This is a genomic window from Rhizobium sp. BK529 (assembly GCF_014194105.1).
GTDB lineage: Bacteria > Pseudomonadota > Alphaproteobacteria > Rhizobiales > Rhizobiaceae > Rhizobium.
On sequence record NZ_JACIAU010000001.1, the window covers coordinates 2,738,852 to 2,761,528 of the forward strand.

At 59.1% G+C, this 22,677-nt stretch carries 18 protein-coding genes; 8 read left to right on the forward strand and 10 right to left on the reverse strand.

Annotated features, from left to right (window positions below; all coding sequences use genetic code 11):
- Nucleotides 1-49: 49 nt before the first annotated feature.
- Nucleotides 50-2,002 (reverse strand): acetoacetate--CoA ligase, encoded by a 1,953-nt coding sequence (locus tag FHX08_RS13810; RefSeq protein WP_132652595.1) that lies wholly within the window; start codon nt 2,000-2,002, stop codon nt 50-52.
- A gap of 161 nt (nt 2,003-2,163) precedes the next feature.
- Here FHX08_RS13810 and FHX08_RS13815 point away from each other — a divergent pair, with 161 nt between their 5' ends.
- Nucleotides 2,164-4,062 (forward strand): AsmA-like C-terminal region-containing protein, encoded by a 1,899-nt coding sequence (locus tag FHX08_RS13815; RefSeq protein WP_132652596.1) that lies wholly within the window; start codon nt 2,164-2,166, stop codon nt 4,060-4,062.
- Between the two features lie 87 nt (nt 4,063-4,149).
- Here the strand turns inward: FHX08_RS13815 and FHX08_RS13820 are convergent, their stop codons facing one another.
- The 5 genes from FHX08_RS13820 to FHX08_RS13840 form a co-directional block, all read right to left on the reverse strand.
- Nucleotides 4,150-4,968: an ABC transporter permease gene (locus tag FHX08_RS13820; RefSeq protein ID WP_132652597.1), complete on the reverse strand. Its 819-nt coding sequence runs from the start codon at nt 4,966-4,968 to the stop codon at nt 4,150-4,152.
- Nucleotides 4,969-4,971: 3 nt separating this feature from the next.
- Entirely contained in the window at nt 4,972-5,883 is a 912-nt protein-coding gene (locus FHX08_RS13825) for an ABC transporter permease subunit (protein WP_132652598.1), read from the reverse strand.
- A gap of 4 nt (nt 5,884-5,887) precedes the next feature.
- Nucleotides 5,888-7,030 (reverse strand): ABC transporter ATP-binding protein, encoded by a 1,143-nt coding sequence (locus FHX08_RS13830; protein ID WP_132652599.1) that lies wholly within the window; start codon nt 7,028-7,030, stop codon nt 5,888-5,890.
- An 89-nt stretch (nt 7,031-7,119) separates the two neighbouring features.
- On the reverse strand, nt 7,120-8,217 hold the full coding sequence (locus FHX08_RS13835; RefSeq protein ID WP_132652600.1) for a polyamine ABC transporter substrate-binding protein: 1,098 nt from the start codon (nt 8,215-8,217) through the stop codon (nt 7,120-7,122).
- Between the two features lie 126 nt (nt 8,218-8,343).
- Nucleotides 8,344-9,738, reverse strand: a complete 1,395-nt coding sequence (locus tag FHX08_RS13840) for a short-chain fatty acyl-CoA regulator family protein (protein ID WP_184327258.1) — start codon at nt 9,736-9,738, stop codon at nt 8,344-8,346.
- 177 nt (nt 9,739-9,915) lie between these two features.
- Between FHX08_RS13840 and aceA the strand changes: the two genes are divergently transcribed.
- Both aceA and FHX08_RS13850 read left to right on the forward strand, forming a co-directional pair.
- Nucleotides 9,916-11,205, forward strand: coding sequence for an isocitrate lyase (gene aceA, locus FHX08_RS13845; RefSeq protein WP_132652602.1), 1,290 nt, complete (start codon nt 9,916-9,918; stop codon nt 11,203-11,205).
- A 13-nt stretch (nt 11,206-11,218) separates the two neighbouring features.
- A complete protein-coding gene (locus tag FHX08_RS13850; RefSeq protein ID WP_132652603.1) occupies nt 11,219-11,455 on the forward strand; it encodes a hypothetical protein in 237 nt (78 codons plus the stop codon).
- A 368-nt stretch (nt 11,456-11,823) separates the two neighbouring features.
- Here FHX08_RS13850 and FHX08_RS13855 read toward each other — a convergent pair whose 3' ends face one another.
- Entirely contained in the window at nt 11,824-12,693 is an 870-nt protein-coding gene (locus tag FHX08_RS13855; RefSeq protein ID WP_132652604.1) for a LysR family transcriptional regulator, read from the reverse strand.
- 90 nt (nt 12,694-12,783) lie between these two features.
- Here FHX08_RS13855 and FHX08_RS13860 point away from each other — a divergent pair, with 90 nt between their 5' ends.
- Nucleotides 12,784-13,029, forward strand: a complete 246-nt coding sequence (locus tag FHX08_RS13860) for a hypothetical protein (protein WP_132652605.1) — start codon at nt 12,784-12,786, stop codon at nt 13,027-13,029.
- A gap of 60 nt (nt 13,030-13,089) precedes the next feature.
- Here the strand turns inward: FHX08_RS13860 and FHX08_RS13865 are convergent, their stop codons facing one another.
- From FHX08_RS13865 to FHX08_RS13875, 3 genes are all read right to left on the reverse strand, one after another.
- Complete coding sequence (locus FHX08_RS13865) at nt 13,090-15,618, reverse strand: methyl-accepting chemotaxis protein (RefSeq protein WP_132652606.1); 2,529 nt, start codon at nt 15,616-15,618, stop codon at nt 13,090-13,092.
- A 304-nt stretch (nt 15,619-15,922) separates the two neighbouring features.
- Nucleotides 15,923-16,066, reverse strand: a complete 144-nt coding sequence (locus FHX08_RS13870) for a hypothetical protein (protein WP_165911859.1) — start codon at nt 16,064-16,066, stop codon at nt 15,923-15,925.
- A gap of 166 nt (nt 16,067-16,232) precedes the next feature.
- A complete protein-coding gene (locus tag FHX08_RS13875; protein ID WP_132652607.1) occupies nt 16,233-17,453 on the reverse strand; it encodes an NAD(P)/FAD-dependent oxidoreductase in 1,221 nt (406 codons plus the stop codon).
- A gap of 89 nt (nt 17,454-17,542) precedes the next feature.
- Here FHX08_RS13875 and FHX08_RS13880 point away from each other — a divergent pair, with 89 nt between their 5' ends.
- The 4 genes from FHX08_RS13880 to pgl all read left to right on the forward strand — a co-directional run bounded on the left by FHX08_RS13880 (nt 17,543) and on the right by pgl (nt 22,611).
- Nucleotides 17,543-18,979 carry a glutamine synthetase family protein gene (locus tag FHX08_RS13880; protein ID WP_132652608.1) on the forward strand — a complete coding sequence of 479 codons (1,437 nt, stop codon included), beginning with the start codon at nt 17,543-17,545 and terminating at the stop codon, nt 18,977-18,979.
- Nucleotides 18,980-18,989: 10 nt separating this feature from the next.
- The gene (locus FHX08_RS13885) at nt 18,990-20,285 is read left to right on the forward strand and encodes an NAD(P)/FAD-dependent oxidoreductase (protein WP_132652609.1); all 1,296 of its coding nucleotides are present in this window, start codon (nt 18,990-18,992) and stop codon (nt 20,283-20,285) included.
- 135 nt (nt 20,286-20,420) lie between these two features.
- On the forward strand, nt 20,421-21,896 hold the full coding sequence (zwf, locus tag FHX08_RS13890; RefSeq protein ID WP_132652610.1) for a glucose-6-phosphate dehydrogenase: 1,476 nt from the start codon (nt 20,421-20,423) through the stop codon (nt 21,894-21,896).
- A gap of 16 nt (nt 21,897-21,912) precedes the next feature.
- On the forward strand, nt 21,913-22,611 hold the full coding sequence (gene pgl, locus FHX08_RS13895; RefSeq protein ID WP_132652611.1) for a 6-phosphogluconolactonase: 699 nt from the start codon (nt 21,913-21,915) through the stop codon (nt 22,609-22,611).
- Nucleotides 22,612-22,677: the final 66 nt, after the last annotated feature.

Consider the following 22,677-nt stretch of genomic DNA (forward strand, 5'->3'; position numbering starts at 1 on the left):
AGAACGCGGAATTGATCAACGGCGAAAAATTGTAGTTTAGCTTTCGCTGTCAGACCTTTAGCTCATCCAGCCCGGCAAAAAGCTGGAGCGACTCGGGGTTGGCAAGCGCTTCCTGATTTTTCACCGGCCGGCCATGAACGACCTCGCGCACCGCCAGTTCGACGATCTTGCCGGACTTCGTACGCGGTATATCGGCAACCGCGATGATCTTGGCCGGTACGTGGCGCGGCGATGCGCCGACGCGAATGCGGGCCTTGATCGCCTTCACCAGATCCTCTGACAGTGCGATACCAGGCGACAGCCGGACGAAGAGGATGATGCGCACATCGTCATCCCAATCCTGGCCGATGCAGAGTGCCTCGGCCACTTCTTCCATCTGCTCGACCTGATTGTAGATCTCCGCCGTGCCGATGCGCACGCCGCCAGGATTGAGCGTCGCATCCGAGCGGCCATGGATGATCAGGCCGCCATGTTCGGTCCATTCGGCGAAATCGCCATGACACCAGACATTGTCGAAGCGCTCGAAATAAGCGGCCCTGTACTTGGTGCCATCAGGGTCGTTCCAGAACATGACCGGCATCGAAGGAAAGGCCTTGGTGCACACCAGTTCGCCCTTTTCCTGGCGAACCGGCTTGCCTTCGTCATTCCAGACATCGACGGCAAGACCGAGACCTGGTCCTTGGATTTCGCCGCGCCAGACCGGCTGCAGTGGATTTCCGAGCACGAAGCAGGAGACGATATCCGTGCCGCCCGAAATCGACGCAAGTTGGACGTCGGCCTTGATGCCTTCATAGACAAAGGTGAAACCTTCAGGCGACAGCGGCGAACCGGTGGAGGTGATCAATCGCAGGCTCGACAGATCGTGACTGGTGCGCGGCGTCAGTCCGCTCTTGCGTACGGCGTCGATATATTTGGCCGAAGTTCCGAAGATCGCGAATTTCTCTTCAGCGGCATAATTGAAGAGCACGTTGCCGTCGGGTGCGAAGGGAGATCCATCGAAGAGGCAAAGCGTGGCACCGGAGGCAAGGCCACTCGCCAGCCAGTTCCACATCATCCAGCCGCAGGTGGTGAAGTAGAAAAGTTTGTCCCCCGGCTGCAGACTGCAGTGCAGGCGATGCTCCTTCAGATGCTGAAGAAGCGTGCCGCCGGCCGAATGTACGATGCATTTCGGCACGCCGGTCGTGCCTGAGGAAAACAGGATGTAGACCGGATGGGAGAACGGCAGTTGCACAAACTCGATCGGCTTCGCCTCGAAGGGAGCAATGAATTCGGCAAGCGTCTTGCCCCCGGCGGTTTCGCGCGCCACGTCTTCGGCATTGCCGGCATAATGAACGACCAGCGTCGGCACGCCGAGGCTCCGGGCAACGCCGACCACCTTCGACTTCACGTCCTGCAGCTTGCCATTATACCAATAGGCATCGCAGGCGATAAAAAGCTTCGGGGTAATCTGGCCAAAGCGGTCCAGCACCCCTTGCTCACCGAAATCGGGAGAACAAGACGACCAGATGGCGCCGATCGAGGTTGCCGCCAGCATGGCGGCCACCGTTTCCGGCATATTGGGCATCATGGCGGCAATACGGTCGCCCTCACCAATACCGAGCGCGCGAAAGGCCTGCTGGAGCCGTGAGACGAGCGCGCGCAGGCGATCCCACGACCAGCGATCCCTGACCTTGTCCTCGCCGCGGAAAATAATGGCGTCGCCCTGCCCGCTTCCGCTCAGCAGGTTTTCGGCGAAGTTCAAGCGTGCCTGTGGGAAGAACCGCGCTTTCAGCATGCGGTCGCCGTCGACAAGTATATCTGCGCCGCGCTCTCCCTTCACGCCGCAGAAATTCCACAAGGCCAGCCAGAAATTTTCCCGATCGGCGAGCGACCAGGCATGCAAATCCTCAAAGCCTTTCAAAGCGAGACCGAAGTCTCCGTTGCAGTACTCCATGAAGACGTGGATCGGGCTATTTTCGATTCCATCTTCAGAGGGTATCCAAAGCGGTTGGTTTTCCTGCATTCAATCTCCTCCCCAATGCACGAGTTATATCATGCTGCATTGCATTATAAAGTGTGCAACGACGCGATCCGCCGCGCGTGGGGATTTGCATATGCCCGGTATTTCATATATCCGGCGAAATCAGGAAATAACGGGTAACCGGCTGAAATTCGGCGGAGCTCATGGGTACGTCAAGACAAGGCAGATGGCGAAGAAGGATCGGCCCCGCCTCGCGCTGGCTGCCGGCCTTTGCCCGTGTCTCCACCATTGCGCTGCTGATCGGGCTTGCCTTCTTCCTCGCACTCAGGATTGCTGCTCCCTATCTCATCACAACCGGCTTCGTGCGCTCGGGCATCGAAGATGCTCTGTCGAAATGGACCGGCTACCACGCCGAGATCAAAGGTAATCCGGTCCTCGAATTCTGGCCGACGCCGCGCATTACCCTCAACGACGTCACCATCCGCCAACCGCGCAAAAGCGGCGACAAGCTGCTCGGCCGCATCGAGAGCCTTTCGGCCGATTTCAGCCTGATCGATGCTCTGCGCGGCCGCACGCGCTTCCATGAATTTCACCTGCTGCGACCAAACCTTGCGCTCACGCGCGATGAGAATGGACTGATCGACTGGAGTTATGCCGGCCTTCTGGCCCGAGCGATCAGCGGCGTAAAGGACGAAAACGGCACGGAGGTTCTCGATCCGAAGCTCGATGCGGAGATCGGCGCCGTGACCGTCGAGGATGGGACACTGACGGTGACCGATACGCTCACGGGCAATGTCTATCACTTGGACAGCGTCGCGGCCGATATTGCCTGGCCGAAGCTGTCGAAAGCGATTTCGGCCGTGCTCATTGCCCGTTTCAACGGCCAGGATCTGAAGATCGACTTCGCCTCAGCTGCGCCGCTGCTGGTCTTTGCTGGCAAAAACGCGGAGATGAAAGCCTCGATTACCTCGAATCTCATGACAGCGCGCTTCCAGGGCGTCGGCAGCATGGTGAGCCTTTCGGCTGTATCAGGCAATATCAACGCCAGCTTTCCAGATGTGCCTGCACTGCTGAAATGGTCCGGCAGGTCGATGCCGGGAATCGAGACGCTAAAGAGCGCATCGATGACGTCAGATATGATGTCGGCGCCTAATGGTTTTCGCTTCAACAATCTCAGTATGGCGCTGAACGATGCGAGCGCCACCGGCGCGATGGATTTCACTGCCGCGCCCGGCAAGCGGCCGAAGATCGGGGGGACGCTCGCCTTCGATCAGATGAACCTCAAGCCGTTCCTCGACGCTTTCGCGCTGCGGCTTGCCGCCGGTGGTCTGGGCGATCTGCTCAAGCCGAGCCCTATCGGACCGCTGCAACTCCTTGATCTCGACGTGCGGCTTTCCGCGCGGCAGGCGCAAATGGGGATATTCTCGCTTGCGGATGTCGGCGCCAGCGTGATCGTGTCGGGCGAGGAGGCGAGGTTCGATATCGGCGACAGCCAGTTCGAGGGTGGCGAAATGACAGCCCACCTGGAAGCAACCCGCCGTGACTTCGATGGCGGCGGTAAACTGCAGCTTTCGATTCGCGACGCGGACTTCAACGCACTTGCACAGAAATTGCAGCTCAAGGGGCCGCTGCCGCATGCCATCGGCTCGCTTGATCTTTCGCTGCAGACGCCGAAGGCGATCTGGACGACAGGGCTGGCCGACGTCACGGGGAAGCTGAAGTTCTGGACCTCCGCCGGTTCCATTCCCGGCGTCGATATCTCTGCGGTTCGTGCGCAGGCAGCCCAGAAGGCATTTTTCCCTTTAAGCACCGCTGCAAACGGCGCATTCGCCTTCAACAGGCTGGATTTCCAGGCCGATTTTGCCAATGGCACCGCGGAAATCCATGATGCACGCTTTGCCGGCTCTGAGCAGACCCTCGCCCTGTCGGGCGTCATCACCTATGAATCGAACGGGCTTGCTCTCGCCGGTTCGCTGGAAGCAACTGATCCGGCAAGAGCAGTCGATCTGCCGCTCCTGCCCTTCTTTATCGGCGGCTCATGGCCGAATCCGGTGATTTCGCCGGTGCCGCTGCTCACCGCGCCCGGGAAAACCCAGCCTTAGGGTTGCTGTACGCAATCCCTGGAATTGGCGCTCCTGTTCCACGCAATTCCGGACGCAAAACCGCTACGCACTTTTTCTGGAATTGCTTTAAGCGGTCGCCGCCGCTGCCCGCTCGTCGCGCTCACGCTGCACTTCGCGGCGCTTGGTAATGGCGGATGCGCAGATGACGCCAGCCGTCACTATGGCAATCAGGATGGTGCAGACCGCGTTGATTTCCGGCGTCACGCCGAGACGTACCTGGCTGTAGATCTTCATCGGCAGCGTGGTTGCACCCGGACCGGACGTGAAGCTTGCGATCACGAGATCGTCCAGCGACAGGGTGAAAGCTAGGATCCAGCCAGAAAAGACCGCCGGCGAAATGATCGGCAGCGTGATTTCGAAGAAAGTACGCACCGGCGGTGCGCCGAGATCCTGCGCAGCTTCCTCGATCGACTGGTCGAAGCTCAGAAGCCGTGACTGAACGACGACCGCGACAAAGCACATGGTCAGCGTCGTATGAGCCAACGTGATCGTCCAGAATCCCCGGTCAAGACCGATGGCAACGAAAAGCAGCAGCAGCGACAGGCCAGTGATGACTTCGGGCATGACGAGCGGCGCATAGACCAGCCCTGAAAAGAGGAGGCGGCCACGGAAGCGGGTGAAGCGCACCAGCGTGATCGCCGCCATCGTGCCGAGGATCGTCGCAAAGGTCGCCGACAGCAGGCCAACGCGGATCGTCACCCAGGCAGCATCAAGCAGCGCCTGATTGGAGAGCAGCGAGATGTACCATTTGGCCGAAAAGCCACCCCAGACGGTGACGAGTTTCGACTCGTTAAAGGAGAAGACCACCAGCAGCACGATCGGCAGGTAGAGGAAGGCAAAGCCAAGCACGACGGAGATGATGTTGAAACGGGTCCATCTCAGCATGACTTATTTCCCCCGCTCTTCGGCCTTGGCCTGAATGTTCTGGAAGAAGACGATCGGGATCACCAGGATCAGCAGCAGGATGGTCGCGACCGCCGAGGAGACCGGCCAGTCTCTGTTGGCATTGAATTCGTTCCAGAGCGTCTTGCCGATCATCAGCGTCTGCGAGCCGCCGAGCAGATCGGGGATGACGAACTCACCGACGGCGGGAATGAAGACCAGCATGCAGCCGGCAATTACACCTGGGATCGACAGCGGGAAAGTGACGCGCCAGAAGGCCTGGATCGGCGTGCAGCCGAGATCCTGGGCCGCTTCGATCAGCGTGCCGTCCATCTTTTCCAGCGCCGAATAGAGCGGCAGCACCATGAAGGGCAGATAGGAATAGACGATGCCGATATAGACGGCAGTGCTGGTGTTGAGGATAATCAGCGGGCTGTCGATGACGTGCAGCGACAGGAGAAGCTGGTTGAGAAGCCCTTCCGGTTTCAGGATGGCGATCCAGGAATAGACGCGGATCAGGAAACTCGTCCAGAACGGCAGGATGACAAGCATCAGCAGTGTCGGCCTGATAGTACGAGGCGCCTGCGCCATGCCATAGGCAATCGGATAGGCGATCAGCAGCATCAGCAACGTCGAAATCGCCGCAATGACGAGGCTCGAAATATAGGCCTTGAAATAGAGCGGGTCGTCGATGAGGTAACCGTAATTGTCGAAGGAGAAGGTCGCGACCTTGCTCCAAAAACCGCTCCAGCCATCCGCAAGCGAAAAGACCGGCTCATAAGGCGGTATGGCGATTGCCGTCGTCGACAACGAAATGCGGAAGACGATGAAGAACGGCGCCAGAAAGAAAAGCAAAAGCCAGGCGTAGGGAATGATGATAACGAGGCGACTGTAGAAGCGTGAGGCAAGCGTTCCCATGATCTCAATCCTTCAGCAGCACGCCGCCGTCTTCATCGAAGGAGACCCAGATTTCCTGATCATAGGTGAAGGGGTCGTCGACGGCGCGCTGTGCGTTGAGGGAAGAGGCTCTGACGAATTTTCCGCTTGGCAGTTTTATGTGGAAGACAGTCATGTCGCCGAGATAGGCGATATCCCAGATCTCGCCCTTGGCGGCATTGACCGAGGCATTTGCGGGCGCCTCGCGCGTGACACGCATCTTTTCCGGGCGAATGGCGAAACCGACCGCGTTGCCGACGGTAGGAGTTTCGGTGGCGGCGGTGCGGATCGTAAAGCCGCTTTCGACTGATATCTCGACAGCCCCATTTGCCGCTGCGGTCACCTTGCCGTCGAAGATGTTCACGTCGCCGATGAAATCGGCCACGAAGCGGGAATTCGGCGCCTCGTAGATTTCGGCCGGGGTCGCCACCTGTACCACCTTCCCATGGCTCATGACGGCGATACGGTCGGCCATGGTCATTGCCTCTTCCTGGTCGTGGGTGACCACGACGAAGGTGAGGCCGAGAGTCTGCTGCAGATCCATCAGTTCGAACTGGGTTTCCTCGCGCAGCTTCTTGTCGAGCGCACCAAGCGGCTCGTCCAGCAGCAGCACCTTCGGGCGCTTGGCAAGCGATCGGGCGAGCGCCACACGCTGGCGCTGACCGCCGGAAAGCTGGTTCGGCTTGCGAGAGGCGAACTGTTCGAGCTTCACAAGCTTCAGCATCTGCGACACGCGCTCGCCTATCTCATCCTTCGGCATGCCATCCTGCTTCAGCCCGAAAGCGATGTTCTTCTCGACCGTCATATGCGGGAAAAGAGCGTAGGACTGAAACATCATGTTGACCGGCCGCTTGTAGGGCGGCGTCCCGGCGAGATCGGTGCCGTCGAGGACGATCTCGCCTGATGTCGGCTGTTCAAAGCCGGCGAGCATGCGCAGCAGCGTGGACTTGCCGCAGCCGGACGCGCCGAGCAGCGCGAAGAATTCGCGATGATAGATGTTCAGCGACAGATCATTGACGGCGGTAAAATTGCCGAAGCGCTTGGTGACATTCTTGAAAGCGATGAAGGGTTTTGCAGACGGATCGGTCCAAGGCGCAAAAGCGCGGCGGATATTACCGAGAGACTTCATATTATTCCCCGAAATACAATGTTCTGCCGGCCTCCACCCGGGCCGGGAATTAAAAGGCCCGGACGTTTCCGTCCGGGCTTGGTATCGACTTACTGGCCGGTGACGACCTTCGTCCAGATGCGTGTCGCAGTTCGCTGGGTCTTCGGATCCCACGGCCGCACCGTGAAGAGACCTTTCATCACCTCATCCGTCGGATAGACCGCCGGATCTTCCAGCACGTCCTTGCTGACAAATTGCTGTGAGGCCTTGTTGCCGTTCGCATAGAAGGTGAAGTCGCTGGCCTTGGCGATGACTTCCGGCTTCATCATGTAATTCAGGAATTCATGTGCTTCGGCCACATGCTTGGAATCGGCAGGGATCGCCATCATGTCGAACCACATCTGTGCGCCCTGCTTCGGGATCGAGTAATTCACCTCGACGCCGTTATTGGCTTCGGACGCACGGTCGCGTGCCTGCAGCATGTCGCCGGAATAGCCGAAAGCGATGCAGATGTCGCCGTTGGCAAGGGCGTTGATATATTCGGAGGAGTGGAATTTGCGGATATAGGGACGAACGGCCGTCAGCAGGTCCTCGACCTTCTTGAAATCCTCCGGCTTGGTGGAGTTCGGGTCGAGGCCGAGATAACGCAGCGCCGTCGTCATGACGTCCTTCGGCGTATCGAGCACATAGATGCCGCAGTCCTTGAACTTTTCGGCGACTTTCGGATCGAAGATGACCTCGAGGCCGGGCTTGACATCGGGACCGAGGATTTCGGCGACCTTCTTGACGTTATAGCCGATACCATCGGTGCCCCACATGTAGTCGACAGCGTATTCGTTGCCGGGATCATATTCGCCCGTGCGCTGCTGGATCACATCCCACATGTTGGAAAGGTTTGGCAGCTTGGACTTGTCGAGCTTCTGGAAGACGCCGGCCTGGATCTGGCGCTGCAGGAAGTCGGCGGTCGGGACGACGACGTCATAACCCGTGCCGCCGGCGAGCAGCTTAGTTTCCACGGTCTCATTGGAATCGAACGTGTCGTAGACAACCTTGATGCCGGTTTCCTTAGTGAAATCCTCAAGGATCGAATTGTCGATATAATCGGACCAGTTGTAGACATTGACGACGCGCTCCTGGGCGAAGGCCGGCGCAGCGGCGAGGAGAGCGACAACGGCGACTGCCGTCAGGTTGGCGATTCTTGACCTCATAATATCTCCTGTCTGCAGAGGTATCGCGCGCCCGGACACCTCTTCTTCCCTCTGGTTTGGCTGCAGATTAGAAAGGAATTTCAGAGCCTACAAGCGTAAATTCCTGCAGTGTCAATCATTTCACAATCACTGAAAATCGAAGCTTCCAAGGCCGGAGGAAGTCTCGCCCAGAGCGAGTGGACGCGTCAGCGGCGGCTCGGCCCGAGAAAGGCATCCGCGCCTTTCGCAAAGACGGCAGGCGGGGCCGATCGCGACCGGCGCGACATCGCTTCGTCCGTAGACCAGACCGTCGCGCAGGGCGGCATCGCAGCCGAGCAGCAGGGCCGTGCGCCGCACCCTTTCACCGAATTCCGCGACTGGCCCTTCGAGCGTGCGTGCAATCGTCAAGAAGACAGAACCATCCGGCATGGCGACGGTTTCAGCCAATATCCTGCCCGGCTCCTGAAAGGCTGCGTGGATAGCGAGCTTCGGACAGTTGCCCCCGAACCGAGCCTGCGGAAAGCCCAGGGCGCCTGCCCTGCGAATGACATGGCCCGCAGCATCGCTTTCCATCAGAAAGAACGGAATGCCAGCAGCGCCGGGACGTTGCAGCATGACGAGGCGTGACGCAGCCTGGCTGAAGGAAACGGCAAAACGAGCGCGAATGAGATCGATGTCATAGCGGGTGTTTTGTGCAGCCAGAAAAAAAGCGCCATAAGGCATCAGCAGGGCGAGCCCCGCGCTGCGCGTTACCTCGAAGCGGGCGATGCGCCTCGCCTCGTCGGAAGAGAGCGGCAGATCCTCAAGCGCGGCTTCGATCTCGGGCCGCAGGGCAAGCCTAGCCACTTCAATCGCAATTTCCTGTGCCTGATCGGCCGCCGAGAGACGCTCGGAGAGAAAAAGGCGCATCGAATGACGGTCGAAACGCCGGCGAAGATCCGGCATGACATGGACAGGCAGGATGCGCGTGCTGATGCCGTGCTCGTTCTTCAACCAATCCTTCAGACCAGTGCCGGCAGCAAGTCCGTTGGTGAAGCGTTCTGCCGCCGCCTCGATATCAGCGAAATAGGCGGAGCGGCGCTCCAGCACTTCCCTGACCTCGTCCAGCGGCAAGCGGCCGGTGGCGACAGGCGCACGACCTTCGCCTGCCATCAGGGCTGTCAGATCGGAAAGCCGGGCCGCCTGTTCGCGGTAGGCGCGGTAGAGCTTGATCATGCCACTTGCCGCATTGGGCGCTGCATCGGCCACCTCGACAAGCTCCTGGTCGCCCGGCAGTTCACCCGATAGCAACGGATCGGCGAAAACCTCCTTCAACTCGCCAAGGCCGCCGGCGGTTTCACCCTGCAGTTCATCGAGATCGATGCGGTAGGCGGCGGAAAGCTTCAGCAGCAGTTGGACGGTCAAGGGGCGTTGATTGCGCTCAATCAAGTTCAGGTAGGAGGGCGAGATTTCCAACGCCTTGGCCATGGCCGTCTGCGTCAGCGCCAGCGCGTTGCGGATGCGCCTGACTTTCGGGCCTGCGAATATCTTCCGTTCAGGCATGTCACATCCTTTACATCATGTTATTTACTAATTTTTACAAAATTACAAACAAACCTGTAAATTTTCCTCATCGTAACCTTTTTCCTGTTCTGAAATCAAAGGATTTCTGGACAATTCGTCCAATTTGTAAATCCTGTCATCATCGCTCGAGCGTGGGAAGTCAATGAGGAGATTGCCATGTCTGATTTTTACAAACTCATCCGCAATGCACCGGCTAACCGTTTCGACGGCATCGAGCGGCCCTATTCCGCTGATGACGTCGAGCGGCTGCGCGGCTCCGTAACGCTGCGGCATACCTTGGCTGAGATGGGGGCTCAGCGCCTCTGGCAGCTTCTGCATGAGGAGAATTTCGTCAACGCGCTGGGCGCGCTCTCCGGCAACCAGGCCATGCAGATGGTGCGCGCCGGGCTGAAGGCAGTCTATCTCTCCGGCTGGCAGGTTGCCGCTGACGCCAACACCGCATCATCAATGTATCCGGATCAATCGCTTTATCCGGCCAATGCCGGGCCGGAACTGGCCAAACGCATCAACCGCACCCTGCAGCGCGCCGACCAGATCGAGACGGCAGAGGGTAAGGAGCTTTCGGTCGAAACCTGGTTTGCCCCCATCGTCGCCGATGCCGAAGCCGGTTTCGGCGGGCCGCTCAATGCCTTCGAGATCATGAAAGCCTATATCGAGGCGGGTGCCGCCGGCGTTCATTTCGAGGACCAGCTGGCATCCGAGAAGAAATGCGGCCATCTCGGCGGCAAGGTGCTGATTCCGACTGCCGCTCATATCCGCAATCTGGACGCGGCGCGGCTTGCGGCCGATATCATGGGCGTGCCGACGCTTGTCATTGCCCGCACCGATGCCGAAGCGGCCAAGCTTCTGACCTCGGATATCGATGAACGCGACCATCCCTTCGTCGACTATGATGCCGGGCGCACGGTCGAAGGCTTCTATCAGGTGCGCAACGGACTGGAGCCGTGCATCGCACGCGCCGTTGCCTACGCGCCGCATTGCGACCTCATCTGGTGCGAAACATCGAAGCCGGACCTGGAGCAGGCGCGCCGTTTTGCCGAGGGCGTGCACAAGGTGCATCCCGGCAAGCTGCTCGCCTATAATTGCTCACCGTCCTTCAACTGGAAGAAAAACCTCGACGACGCGACGATCGCCAGGTTCCAGCGCGAGCTCGGCGCCATGGGTTACAAGTTCCAGTTCATCACGCTCGCCGGTTTCCACCAGCTGAATTACGGCATGTATGAACTCGCGAGCGGCTATCGCGAGCGGCAGATGGAAGCCTATTGCGAGCTGCAGCAGGCGGAATTTTCCGCCGAGGCGCGCGGCTATACCGCCACCAAGCATCAGCGTGAAGTCGGCACCGGCTATTTCGATGCCGTGTCGCTCGCAATCACCGGCGGCCGCGCTTCTACGACGGCCATGGGAGAATCAACCGAACACGCTCAGTTCAAGCCGGCTGCCGAATAGAGGAGGAAGTGACATGGCATCCATTGCACGCGTCCGCGAACGGACGGAAGAGCAGGCAAGCAGCATGACGGACAATCAGCAAGCGGCAATCCGTATGCTCGCCAATGATCTGCACAGGCTGAACCAATCAGTGATGACGGCGGTCGAGGCCGGTGTTTCGGTCGAGCTGGTGCGCTCTGCGCGGCATCACGGCGGTGAAGGAAACTGGGGCGATCTGCTGATACCCGTCATCGTCGCAAACAGGAGCTGACGCCAGAGGTCCGGCGGCACACAGTCTGCCGGACCTACGCTTTTTGACCCAGTTGTCGCCACAGCGGAGTCACCGCACAATGAGGATTCCCTCGGACGGAACTGCATATGCCCGGTTCGCCGCATGAAAAAACTCGAAGTTCGATCTGGTCTACGGCGCGCTTTTTGGCGAGACGTCGTGGCAGGAATTTACTCGATGCGCTGACGGCGACGATGCCGAACGCCAAGTCCGCGCTGTTCTCCCATGATGCTGCTGCGCGGACCGGCGGGCCCTCCCTTTCCTCAGGTCTCGAAAACGCGCAAACCGAGGCCTGCAATCGCTATTATGCGGCCATTAATCCCTGGATGTCGGCCGCAGGGCACTTCCAATTAACTACGGCTGGCGCGCCGGCCGGCGAAGAGGTCGGTATAGCTTTTCAGAAGTCTCGTCATGCGGTCGGTAACCGTGCGGATTTCAGGGCGATGACGATCCTCGGCATTCATGACGATCCATTGGCGATGCCGGAGTTGCGGCAGCTCACCTCCGCAACGTTCAAGCTCCGGATCGAGATCACCGACGAAGCAGGGCAACACTGCCTTTCCCGCACCCGCACGCACCAGATCCGGCAGGGAGCGCGGGCGGTTGACGGTTGCGACAATCGCGGATCGGACATGCTGATACGGCCAACGCAGGTAGGCGGAGATGGCGTCCTCTTCACTGACGGCGATCCATCTGATGTCGTCCTGGTTGGCATTGCGGCGAATATAGACGGCATAGGCGACCTCGCCCAACCGGCGGGCGGCGAGATTGCTTTCTTCCGGCTCAAAGGCGCGGATACCGATATCGCTTTCCCGGTAGTTCAGGTTCGCCCGCGCTTCGCCGATCGTCAGGGAGATACCGAACGCATCGCCCGGCATGCGGATTGCGGAAAAATTCTCCGTCAGCAGCCAGGAGATCCAGGTACCGGCGGCGATCCTCACCGTCGTGCCACCTTCGGCAGATTGCCGCCATGCCTCGACCTTGCGGGCGGCCGCTTCCATCTCCAGCAGATGATCAACCAGGGTCTGTCCATCTGATGTCAGGCGATAGCCGGTCTGGCTGCGGTGGAACAGCGCGCGGCCGAGTTCCTGCTCAAGATCAAGCATGCGACGGCCAATCGTCGCCGGACTGAGAGAAGTGGCAGAACTTGCGCCTGTCAGGCCACCGGTGCGGGCGACTTGCAGGAACAGCTGATAGGAATCCCAATTGGTGTTTTTCATGGCTGAAAAACATAATGGGATTTAGCCTGTTCAAGAAGCGAATTTTGATGTGTAGATCAAGCGATGTCCATAAGATGAAAGGACATCACCATGATCGACTATTTCGTGATGGCGGCCATCGGCGGCCGAAGGCAGCAAGCGAGACTGTTGCTGCCCGCTGGGCCACGCGACCGGATGAAGGAAGAAGACGCCTTTTACAATGAAGCTGGGAACAGCTTTCTGATACGACTTGCGGCCTGGCTGACGCTGGCGGCAGACAATGCTGACGGCTGCGCGAAGGTTCGGCCTGACGAAGCTGAATGCAGATGCGAGGCTGCCTGTATAACCGCTGCATGATTTGGCGGCCGATAAGATGGCCCCGAAACGGGGCCACCTTGTCATTCCCTACGGCCCCGGTCAGGCGGCGCGGTACAAGTGCATGTCGCTGTCGCCGTCGATCTTGAACTGCTGGACGAGATGCAGCAGCGCATCCGCCTCGTTGGCCAATTCGCGGCTGGCAGCCGTGGTTTCTTCCACCATTGCAGCGTTCTGCTGGGTCATCTGGTCCATCTGGTTGACGGTGGAATTGACTTCCTGCAGCGCGCTCGACTGGTCGTGGCTGGCGCGCGCAATCATTTCAACATGCTGGCTGATCGTGACGATCTGGGCGCTGATTTTGGCAAGAACCGTGCCGGTCTCCTGTACGAACTGCGAACCGGAATTGACCTCGTTCGTTGACTTGTTGATGAGCCCTTTGATTTCCTGCGCAGCAGCGGCAGAGCGCTGAGCAAGCTCGCGGACTTCCATGGCGACAACGGCAAAGCCCTTGCCGGCTTCACCGGCACGCGCGGCTTCGATACCGGCGTTCAGCGCCAGCAGATTCGTCTGGAAAGCGATTTCGTCGATGACGCCGATGATCTGCTCGATCTGGCGCGACGCGTCTTCGATACGGGTCATGGCCTCGATTGCATTGTTGACGACGACGGCGGAGTCATCGGCGCTGCGCTTGGCCTGACGGACAATCTGGTCGGCGTCCTTGGCGCGCTCGGCAGATGAGCGGACGGTGACCGTGATCTGGTCGACGGCAGCAGCGGTTTCTTCGAGCGATGCAGCCTGCTGCTCCGTGCGCTTGGAAAGATCCTCGGCGGACTGAGCCATCTGGTTGCCGTTGCCCTGGATCATCTGAACATTATCGCGGATCTGGCTCATCGTCGCCTGCAGGCGCATCATCGAACCGTTGAAATCCTGACGGAGCTGTTCGAGGCGGCCAATGAAAGGCGTATCGATCGTCGTCGAGATATCCCCCTGCGACATGCGCTCGAGGCCGGCGGCAAGCTCGTTGACGGCGAACTCGATCTGGCGGTCCATCTCGCGCTTTTCGGCGTCGTTGCGCTGGCGTTCATGTTCGGCAGCCTGGCGCTCTTCGTCGCTCTGCTCCTCGATGCGAATCTTGGAGATGGCATTTTCCTTGAAGATGCCGAGCGCACGAGCCATGTCGCCGATTTCGTCGTGACGCTTTTCGCCTGATATGTTGGTGTCGAGCGCACCTTCCGCTATACGGCGCATGGCGGCGGTGATCTGAGCGATCGGCCGCTGCAGCGTCAGCACCAGCGCGATGCCGCCGACGATGGACACCAGGATGCCGAGCGCGGTCGTGCCGACGGAGATGCTGTTTGCCTGTTCGCGTTCCGCGCCCGCAGTTTGCTTCTGCTCTTCCGCGAAGCTGGTCAGCTGGCCCCAGACACCGTCGAGTTGCTGACGCGCGGCGACATAGTCAGCCGTACGCTGATTGATCACATCAACGAGGCTTTGTGCACCCTTATCCATCGAAGCGAGGGCGGGTGTAATCGCATCGACGATATCACCGGCGAAATTCATACCCTTGGCGCTGGCCTGAAGGGTGTTCAGCATGGTGTTGAGCGTAGCGATTTCCTGGCTCAGGCGAACACGATTTTCCTTGTTCGGCTTGGCATTGAAATCGGCAAGCACGAGCTGCAGCGAATAAATGGAGCTTTCAAGGCGCCGCGTATCCTCCAGCACCGAGTTGGTCTGGGCGATGCGGCCGTCGAGTTCCACGAAGGTCGTCGTCGCCTCACGCATCATCTGCGTAGCGGTGAGCTGTGTGTAGGTCGACATCTGGCGGAAGCGGGAAACGAGACGGCCGAGATTGGCAACGCCATCATCCGTGCTGGCGTCGGGTGCTGCCGCCTGGGCCTTCAGATCACTGATGGTCTGCGCCATCGACTGAGTCATGCTCTTCTGGTTCTGCGGCACGGAAATTTCAATCATGCGCTGCGCCTTGACGATCGCAGGAAGCGCGTCGGTCACGACCTTCAGCTTGTCAGCCGACGTCTGCGCTTTGTTGAAGTCATTCATGGCGGCAGCCAGTGTATCGCCGCCCTTCAGGAGACGGTCGGCTGCGCGAAGCGTTGCCGTCGCGTTGCCTTCGTCGGTGCGGATATTTTCTTCCAGCTGCTTGGCGTCGTAACTGACGTTGAAGCGATTGGTAATCATCACCTTCTGGGCGTCGTCGATCTGCTTGCGAAGGGCCATTTCCTGCTCGTGCAGCGTCCAGAGTTTGCCGACGGTATCCGAAATGCCGTTGGTGCCCTCAATGGCAGCCTGGAGGTTTTCATGACCGGCACTGTCGCCGATCTGCGCCATGGTGGCGTTCAGCGTCTGCCCCTGGGTCTTGATATCAGCATGAAGTTTGTCGCGCGCCTGCTCGTTGGTGGTCTGCAGGAAGTCATCCATCGAGGCGTAGAGATCCTTGAACCCGCTCAGCGACTGGAGAACGCTGTTGGAAATCTCCATCCGGCCCTGCAGCAGACCTGAAGCATAAAGACCCGTCAGACCGACGGCAGAAATAGTGATGACGAATGGCAGGACAAAAATCAGAACCTTGGTCTGAATTTTGAAACGAGAGAGAATCTTGTCAATGAACATTGCGCGCCGTGCCTTTCATACACCACTCCTCCCGCCGGCGGCCTTCTGGCGCCAGCCGGGTGCATATCAGCTGATCTACTAACAGTTGGGGAACCCTAGAGGGCGGCAATCATTGCCAGTCCATTTCCAGCAAGACCGGAAAGACCCAAATATTCGTCTACAATGTGTCTGATTAGATATTAATTTTCGGATAAGCGATAAGAGCGCATTACCCTTGATTGCACAATAGTTGCACTTTGCGCACTGCAGAGTCGCGATCTATCAGTCGCGAGACCGGAACTTCCATTTCAAGCTGCTGTAAAGATCAGATGAAGTGGGAGAGAAGAGCAGCAATGCTGGCGGCGGTCGCGCCGGCTGCGAGCATCAGATAACGTAGAGTTACGAGCTTCGTATCAGGCTTCGCCTGGGCGATTGCGATGGCGCGGGCGCGACGAGTGTTTCTGTTCATTGCGAAACCTCACTTCTTATCTGTACACAACAATCCAACAAAACGGCTTGCCGGTAAAGCTTAATTTAGGAATGGCTTTGCCAACCTGCCATTGAGACAGGATGGCGCAGGCAACTTAAGAAGTCTTGAATCGCTCAAAAAGTTTCACGTCTACAAAGATTCAGCCCTACAAGGCTTCACCGGCAGCAAAACCGGACGCCCAGGCCCACTGGAAATTATAGCCGCCGAGCCAGCCGGTCACATCAACGCATTCGCCAATGAAATAGAGACCGGGAACGGCCTTGGCCTGCATGCTGCGTGAATCGAGGGCTGACGTGTCGATGCCGCCGAGCGTAACTTCCGCCGTGCGGTAGCCCTCAGAGCCGGAAGGCCTGACGGACCAGTTCTGCACGGCGTCGGCGAGTTTGGCCAGCAGTTTGTCCGACAGATCGGCCATATTGCCACTGATCGCCTCGCGTTCGACGATATATTGCGCCAGGCGCTTCGGCACGATCTCGCCGAGCGCGGTCTGCGGCGACTGACGCCCATTGGCCTGTTTCGCCTTCTTCAGATGCGCGGTAACATCGACATCGGGTTCGATATCGACGGTGATGGCATCGCCTTCTCGCCAATAAGAGGAAATCTGCAGGATGGCAGGGCCGCTGAGGCCACGGTGGGTAAAGAGCAGGGCTTCGCGAAAGGCAGTCTTGCCGTGGCGGATCTCGGCAGGCGCGGAGATGCCTGAGAGTGGCGCAATGCTTTCGAGCAGGATTGGGTCGAGCGTCAGAGGCACGAGGCCGGGACGCGTTTCGGTCACCGCAAGGCCGAATTGCTCGGCAATACGATAGGCAAAGCCCGTCGCGCCCATTTTCGGAATGGATTTCCCGCCGGTTGCAATGACGAGCGAGGCGGCCTCACAGATACCTTCCGATGTTAAGACTCGGAAACCGCCTTCGGACCTTTCAACTCCTGATATTTCCACTCCGAGATGCCAGACGGCGCCCGCCGCGCGCATCTCATCGAGCAGCATGACGATGATGTCCTTGGCGCTGTTGTTGCAGAAAAGCTGGCCGAGCGTCTTTTCATGCCAGGCGATCCCATGCCGATCCACCATGGCGATAAAATCCGCCGGTGTGAAACGAGCGAGCGCCGATTTGCAGAAATGCGGGTTGGCGGAAAGGAAATTCTTCGGAGAGGCATTGATATTGGTGAAATTGCAGCGACCACCACCCGAGATGCGGATCTTCTCGCCGACGGCACGGGCATGGTCGAGTACGGTGACCGAGCGGCCACGTTGACCGGCGCGAATGGCGCACATCATGCCCGCGGCACCGGCCCCGATGACGATTACATCGCTCTTGCGCTGCAAATCTGTTTTCCCTGCTGAAATCGCGTCTTCTTTTTCCATGAAAGGGCTGATGTCAACGCCTTCCACCCCCTCGCCAATTGCCAAACTCCGGTTATGATGGCGTTACGATCAACACAAACCGGTGTGTCATGTCCCCAAAAAAGACGACGCTGAAGCCTGCCAGAAACCTGCCCACCTCGACGAAAACCCCTCCCGATCCCGGATCCTCGCGTGGTGTTGCAAACTGGAAGGAAGCAGCGCAGTGGCTGAGGGCACGCGGGATCGAGGACATCGAATGCATCACCCCCGACCTCGCCGGGGTGCCGCGCGGCAAGATGATGCCGACCTCCAAATTCACTTCAAACACGTCGCTCGCCCTGCCATCAGCGATCTATCGCCACACGATCTCAGGCGAATATCCCGAAGAGACCGAAAGCTTCCGCTACGAACCGCGCGACAGCGACCTGAAGCTGGTGCCGGATCTTTCCACACTGTCCGTAGTGCCGTGGGAAACTGACCCGACCGCGCAAGTGATCTGCGATATCGTCAATTCCGAGGGGCAGGAAGTGCCTTATACGCCGCGCAACGTGCTGAAGCGTATCATCAGCCTCTATGCAGAGCGTGGATGGAAGCCGATCGTGGCGCCGGAAATCGAGTTTTATCTCGTCGCAATGAATGATGACCCTGACTATCCGCTGCATCCGCCGAAAGGCCGCTCGGGTCGTTCGATCCTCGGCGGCCAGGGCTACTCTATCGCCGGCATCAACGAGTTCGACGAGTTGATCGACGACATCTATCATTTTTCGGAGAAGCAGGGCCTCGAAATCGATACGCTGATCCACGAGGAAGGACCGGCGCAGCTCGAAATCAACCTCCGTCACGGCAATCCGATCGAGCTTGCCGACCAGGTGTTTCTCTTCAAGCGAACGATCCGCGAGGCGGCACTCAAGCACGATATCTACGCGACCTTCATGGCGAAGCCGATGCAGGGCCAGCCGGGTTCGGCGATGCATATCCACCAGTCCGTCGTCGATATCGACACGGGCAAGAATGTCTTCTCCAACAATGATGGTTCGGCGTCGAAGGAATTCTTCCACTTTATCGGTGGCATGCAGAAATACGTGCCGAGCGCGCTTGCCATGCTTGCGCCCTACGTGAATTCCTACCGGCGCCTGCAGCCGGATATGTCCTGCCCGGTCAACAATGCCTGGGGTTACGACAACCGCACGACGGCCTTCCGCGTGCCGGTTTCCGATCCGCAGGCCCGGCGCGTGGAAAACCGCCTGCCGAGTTCGGATGCCAATCCTTATCTGGCACTTGCCGCGTCGCTGGCGTCTGGCCTGCTCGGCATCACCAAGGAAATCGAGCCGACGGCGCCGACCGAGGATTCGGCCAACGAGGGCTCGATCGACCTGCCGCGCGGTCTTCTGGAAGCGGTGGCACTGCTGGAAGACGAGCCCGCCTTCGGGGAAGTCTTCGGCAAGGAGTTCATCGGGCTCTATGCCGGCGTGAAGCGGGGCGAGTTCGAAACCTTCATGCAGGTGATCAGCCCCTGGGAGCGGGAATTCCTCCTTCTGAACGTGTAAGGGGGCCGCCATGACGAAAGAGACATGGCAAAGCCCCATCGCACCCGGTGTGTCCTGGTATCAGGCAACAGTCGGCGAGCGCCCGGATTATCCGGCACTCGACGGTTCGAGGCAATGTGACGTCGCCATAATCGGCGGCGGCTACACAGGTCTTCAGGCCGCCTACAATCTCGCCAAGGCCGGCGTATCGGTCACGCTGATCGAGGCCAGCCGGCTTGGCGATGGCGCCTCGGGGCGCAATGGAGGGCAGCTCGGTACCGGTCAACGCTGGTGGCCGGAAGAGCTGGAGAAGAAGATCGGTTACGAACGTTCCAAGGCGCTTTTCGATCTCGCCGAGGATGCCAAGCGGCACCTCATGGATTTTGCGACCGAGCACCAGATCGACATGGACTATATGCCCGGACAGCTCAGTGTCGCCCACAAGGAAAGCTACAAGCGGGATTATTACGAGAATGCGGAGATTGCGGCCGCCCGCTACGACTATCCGCATATTCGTTTCATGGATCGCGAAGAGACGCAGGAGCGGCTCGGATCCAACCGCTTCCATTGCGGTGTGCGCGACACCGGCACCGGTCACATTCACCCGCTGAAGCTACTGATCGGTCTCGGTCGGGTGGCGGCCAATGCAGGGGCCGATATTTTTGAAATGACCAAGGCGACATCGATCGGCCAGGGTAGCGGCAAGGTGATCATCGAGACCGAGCGCGGCACGATCACCGCCAACAGGGCACTGATTGCGTGCAATGGCCATATCGGCAACCTGGAACCGATTACGGCAAGCCATGTGATGCCGATCCGCTCCTTCATCGGCGCGACAATACCGCTCGAGCGGTTCCCTGATGTGATACCGGGTGGCGAGGCGGTGGCGGATTCGCGTTTCGTCGTCCGCTATTTCCGCAAGTCGAAGGACGGACGGCTGCTCTTCGGCGGACGCGAGGCCTATACTGCCGATAACCCGCGTGACATCTCGCAGCATATCCGCCGGCAGATAGCCGAGATCTATCCCGCACTGAAGGATATCGAAATCACCCACGCCTGGGGCGGCTCGGTCGGCATCACCATGCCGCGCCAGCCTTTCGTGCGTGAGGTCATGCCTGGTGTCACGTCGATCGGCGGTTATTCCGGCCACGGCGTCATACTGTCAAATTACTGTGGCAAGCTTTACGCAGAAATGCTGCTGGGAAAATCGGCTGATCTCGATCTCTTCAAGGCGCTCGACATTCCCGCCTTTCCGGGCGGCGCGCGCATGCGGGCGCCGCTGCTTTTCCTTGCCCTGTCGTGGTTTGCCCTCCGCGACAAGTTTTAGTTCGATTGCGGATTTCCTCTCCGGGAAATTCGCTTTAAAACCGATGACCGACAGATTCATTGCACCGCACACTGGCTTTTTTAAATCGATTAGATTAAAACGGCCGCCAACCAAGCCTGATTGAGAGACAAGCTCATGAGCAGCCAAATCATTCCCGTTGAGCCTTTTGATTACGTCGTCTTCGGCGGCAGCGGCGACCTTGCCGAGCGCAAGCTTCTGCCCGCGCTGTATCATCGCCAGATCGAAGGCCAGTTCTCGGAACCGACCCGTGTCATCGGCGCTTCGCGCAGCTCGCTTTCGCATGAGGAATACCGCAAGTTTGCCAAGGACGCGCTCAAGGAGCACCTGAAAAAGGGCGAATACGAAGAGGTGGAAGTCGAAAAATTCTGCGCCCGTCTCTTTTATGTTTCCGTCGATGCCCGCACGGATACCGGCTGGGACGTTCTGAAGAAGCTGCTCGATGAGGGCAAGGATCGTGTTCGCGCCTTCTATCTCGCCGTCGCGCCTGGCATCTTCGGCGATATCGCCCAGAAGATCCATGACCACAAGCTGATCACCAAGGCGACCCGCATCGTCGTCGAAAAGCCGATCGGCCGTGATCTGGCTTCAGCCCTGCAGCTCAATGACAATATCGGCCGCGTCTTTAAGGAAGAGCAAATCTTCCGCATCGACCACTATCTCGGCAAGGAAACGGTGCAGAACCTGATGGCACTGCGCTTTGCCAACGCGCTCTACGAGCCGCTGTGGAATGCCAACTATATCGACCATGTGCAGATCACCGTTGCCGAATCCGTCGGCCTCGAAGGCCGCGCCGGCTATTACGACACGGCCGGCGCGCTGCGTGACATGGTTCAGAACCACATCCTGCAGCTCCTCTGCCTCACCGCGATGGAAGTCCCCTCCTCCATGGATTCGGAAGCCGTTCGCGACGAAAAGCTGAAGGTTCTTCGGGCTCTGAAGCCGATCAACGCCTCCAACGTCGAGCAGGCCACCGTTCGCGGCCAGTATCGCGCCGGCGCGTCTGGCAGCGGCCCGGTCAAGGGCTATCTGGAAGAGCTTGAAGGGGGCGTTTCCAACACGGAAACTTTCGTTTCCATCAAGGCCGAGATCAACAACTGGCGCTGGGCTGGCGTTCCCTTCTACATCCGGACCGGCAAACGCCTCGCGGGTCGCGTTTCGGAAATCGTCATCACCTTCAAGTCGATCCCGCACTCGGTCTTCGACCAGGCAGCCGGCCGCATCAGCCAGAACCAGCTGATCATCCGTCTGCAGCCGGATGAAGGCGTCAAGCAGTCGCTGATGATCAAGGATCCGGGTCCGGGCGGCATGCGCCTGCGCAACGTTTCGCTCGACATGAGCTTCGCTGAGGCCTTCAATGTCCGCAATCCCGATGCCTACGAACGTCTGCTGATGGATGTCATTCGTTCCAACCAGACGCTGTTCATGCGCCGCGACGAAGTCGAAGCCGCATGGCAGTGGGTCGATCCGATCCTCAAGGGTTGGGAATCCACCGGCCAGCAGGTGCAGGGCTACACAGCCGGCACCTGGGGACCGAGCCAGGCCATCGCGCTGATCGAACGCGACGGCCGAACCTGGCATGACGACATCTAGTCTAGGGTCTGAAGATATGGCATCGACACTGCATTCCTTCGCAAACGCCGCCGAACTCGCCGCCAACCTTGCGGATAAGGTTTCCGGCGCACTTTCGGCAGCCATCGCAGCATGCGGAGAGGCGAGCATCGCCGTTTCCGGCGGCTCCACGCCGAAAGCTTTCTTCCAGGCGCTTTCGACGCGCGATATCGACTGGGCCAAGGTGACGATCACGCTTGTCGACGAACGTTTCGTTCCCGCCGACAATCCGCGCTCGAACCATCTGCTGGTCGATGCCAATCTTCTCCAGAACAAGGCGAAAGCGGCGCGTTTCGTGCCGCTTTACCAGCCGGCAACCTCCGTCGAGGAGGCTGCAAAGCTGGCAACGGCAAAAAGTGCCGAGATCGGCATCCCTTTCGATGTCGTCATTCTCGGCATGGGCGGCGACGGCCATACGGCCTCGTTCTTTCCGGGCGGCACCAATCTGAGCGTGGCACTCGACGCAACGACGCCACGCGGTATCATTACCATGGATGCGGAAGGGGCCGGTGAACCACGCCTGACCTTCACCTTCTCCGCTCTCGAAGATGCGAAACTGCTTATTCTCCACATTGAGGGCGAAGGCAAAAAAGACGTTCTCGCCAAGGCAGAGGGCAACGGTGACGAGGCAGACATGCCGATCCGCGCCATTCTGCGCCGGGCCACTTCCCCGGTCGAGATCTACTGGGCTCCCTGATCCGGCCATAGAGCCGCCACAGCCCGGAAACAGATACAGACGAACCAGAACAAGGCAGGGATTTTC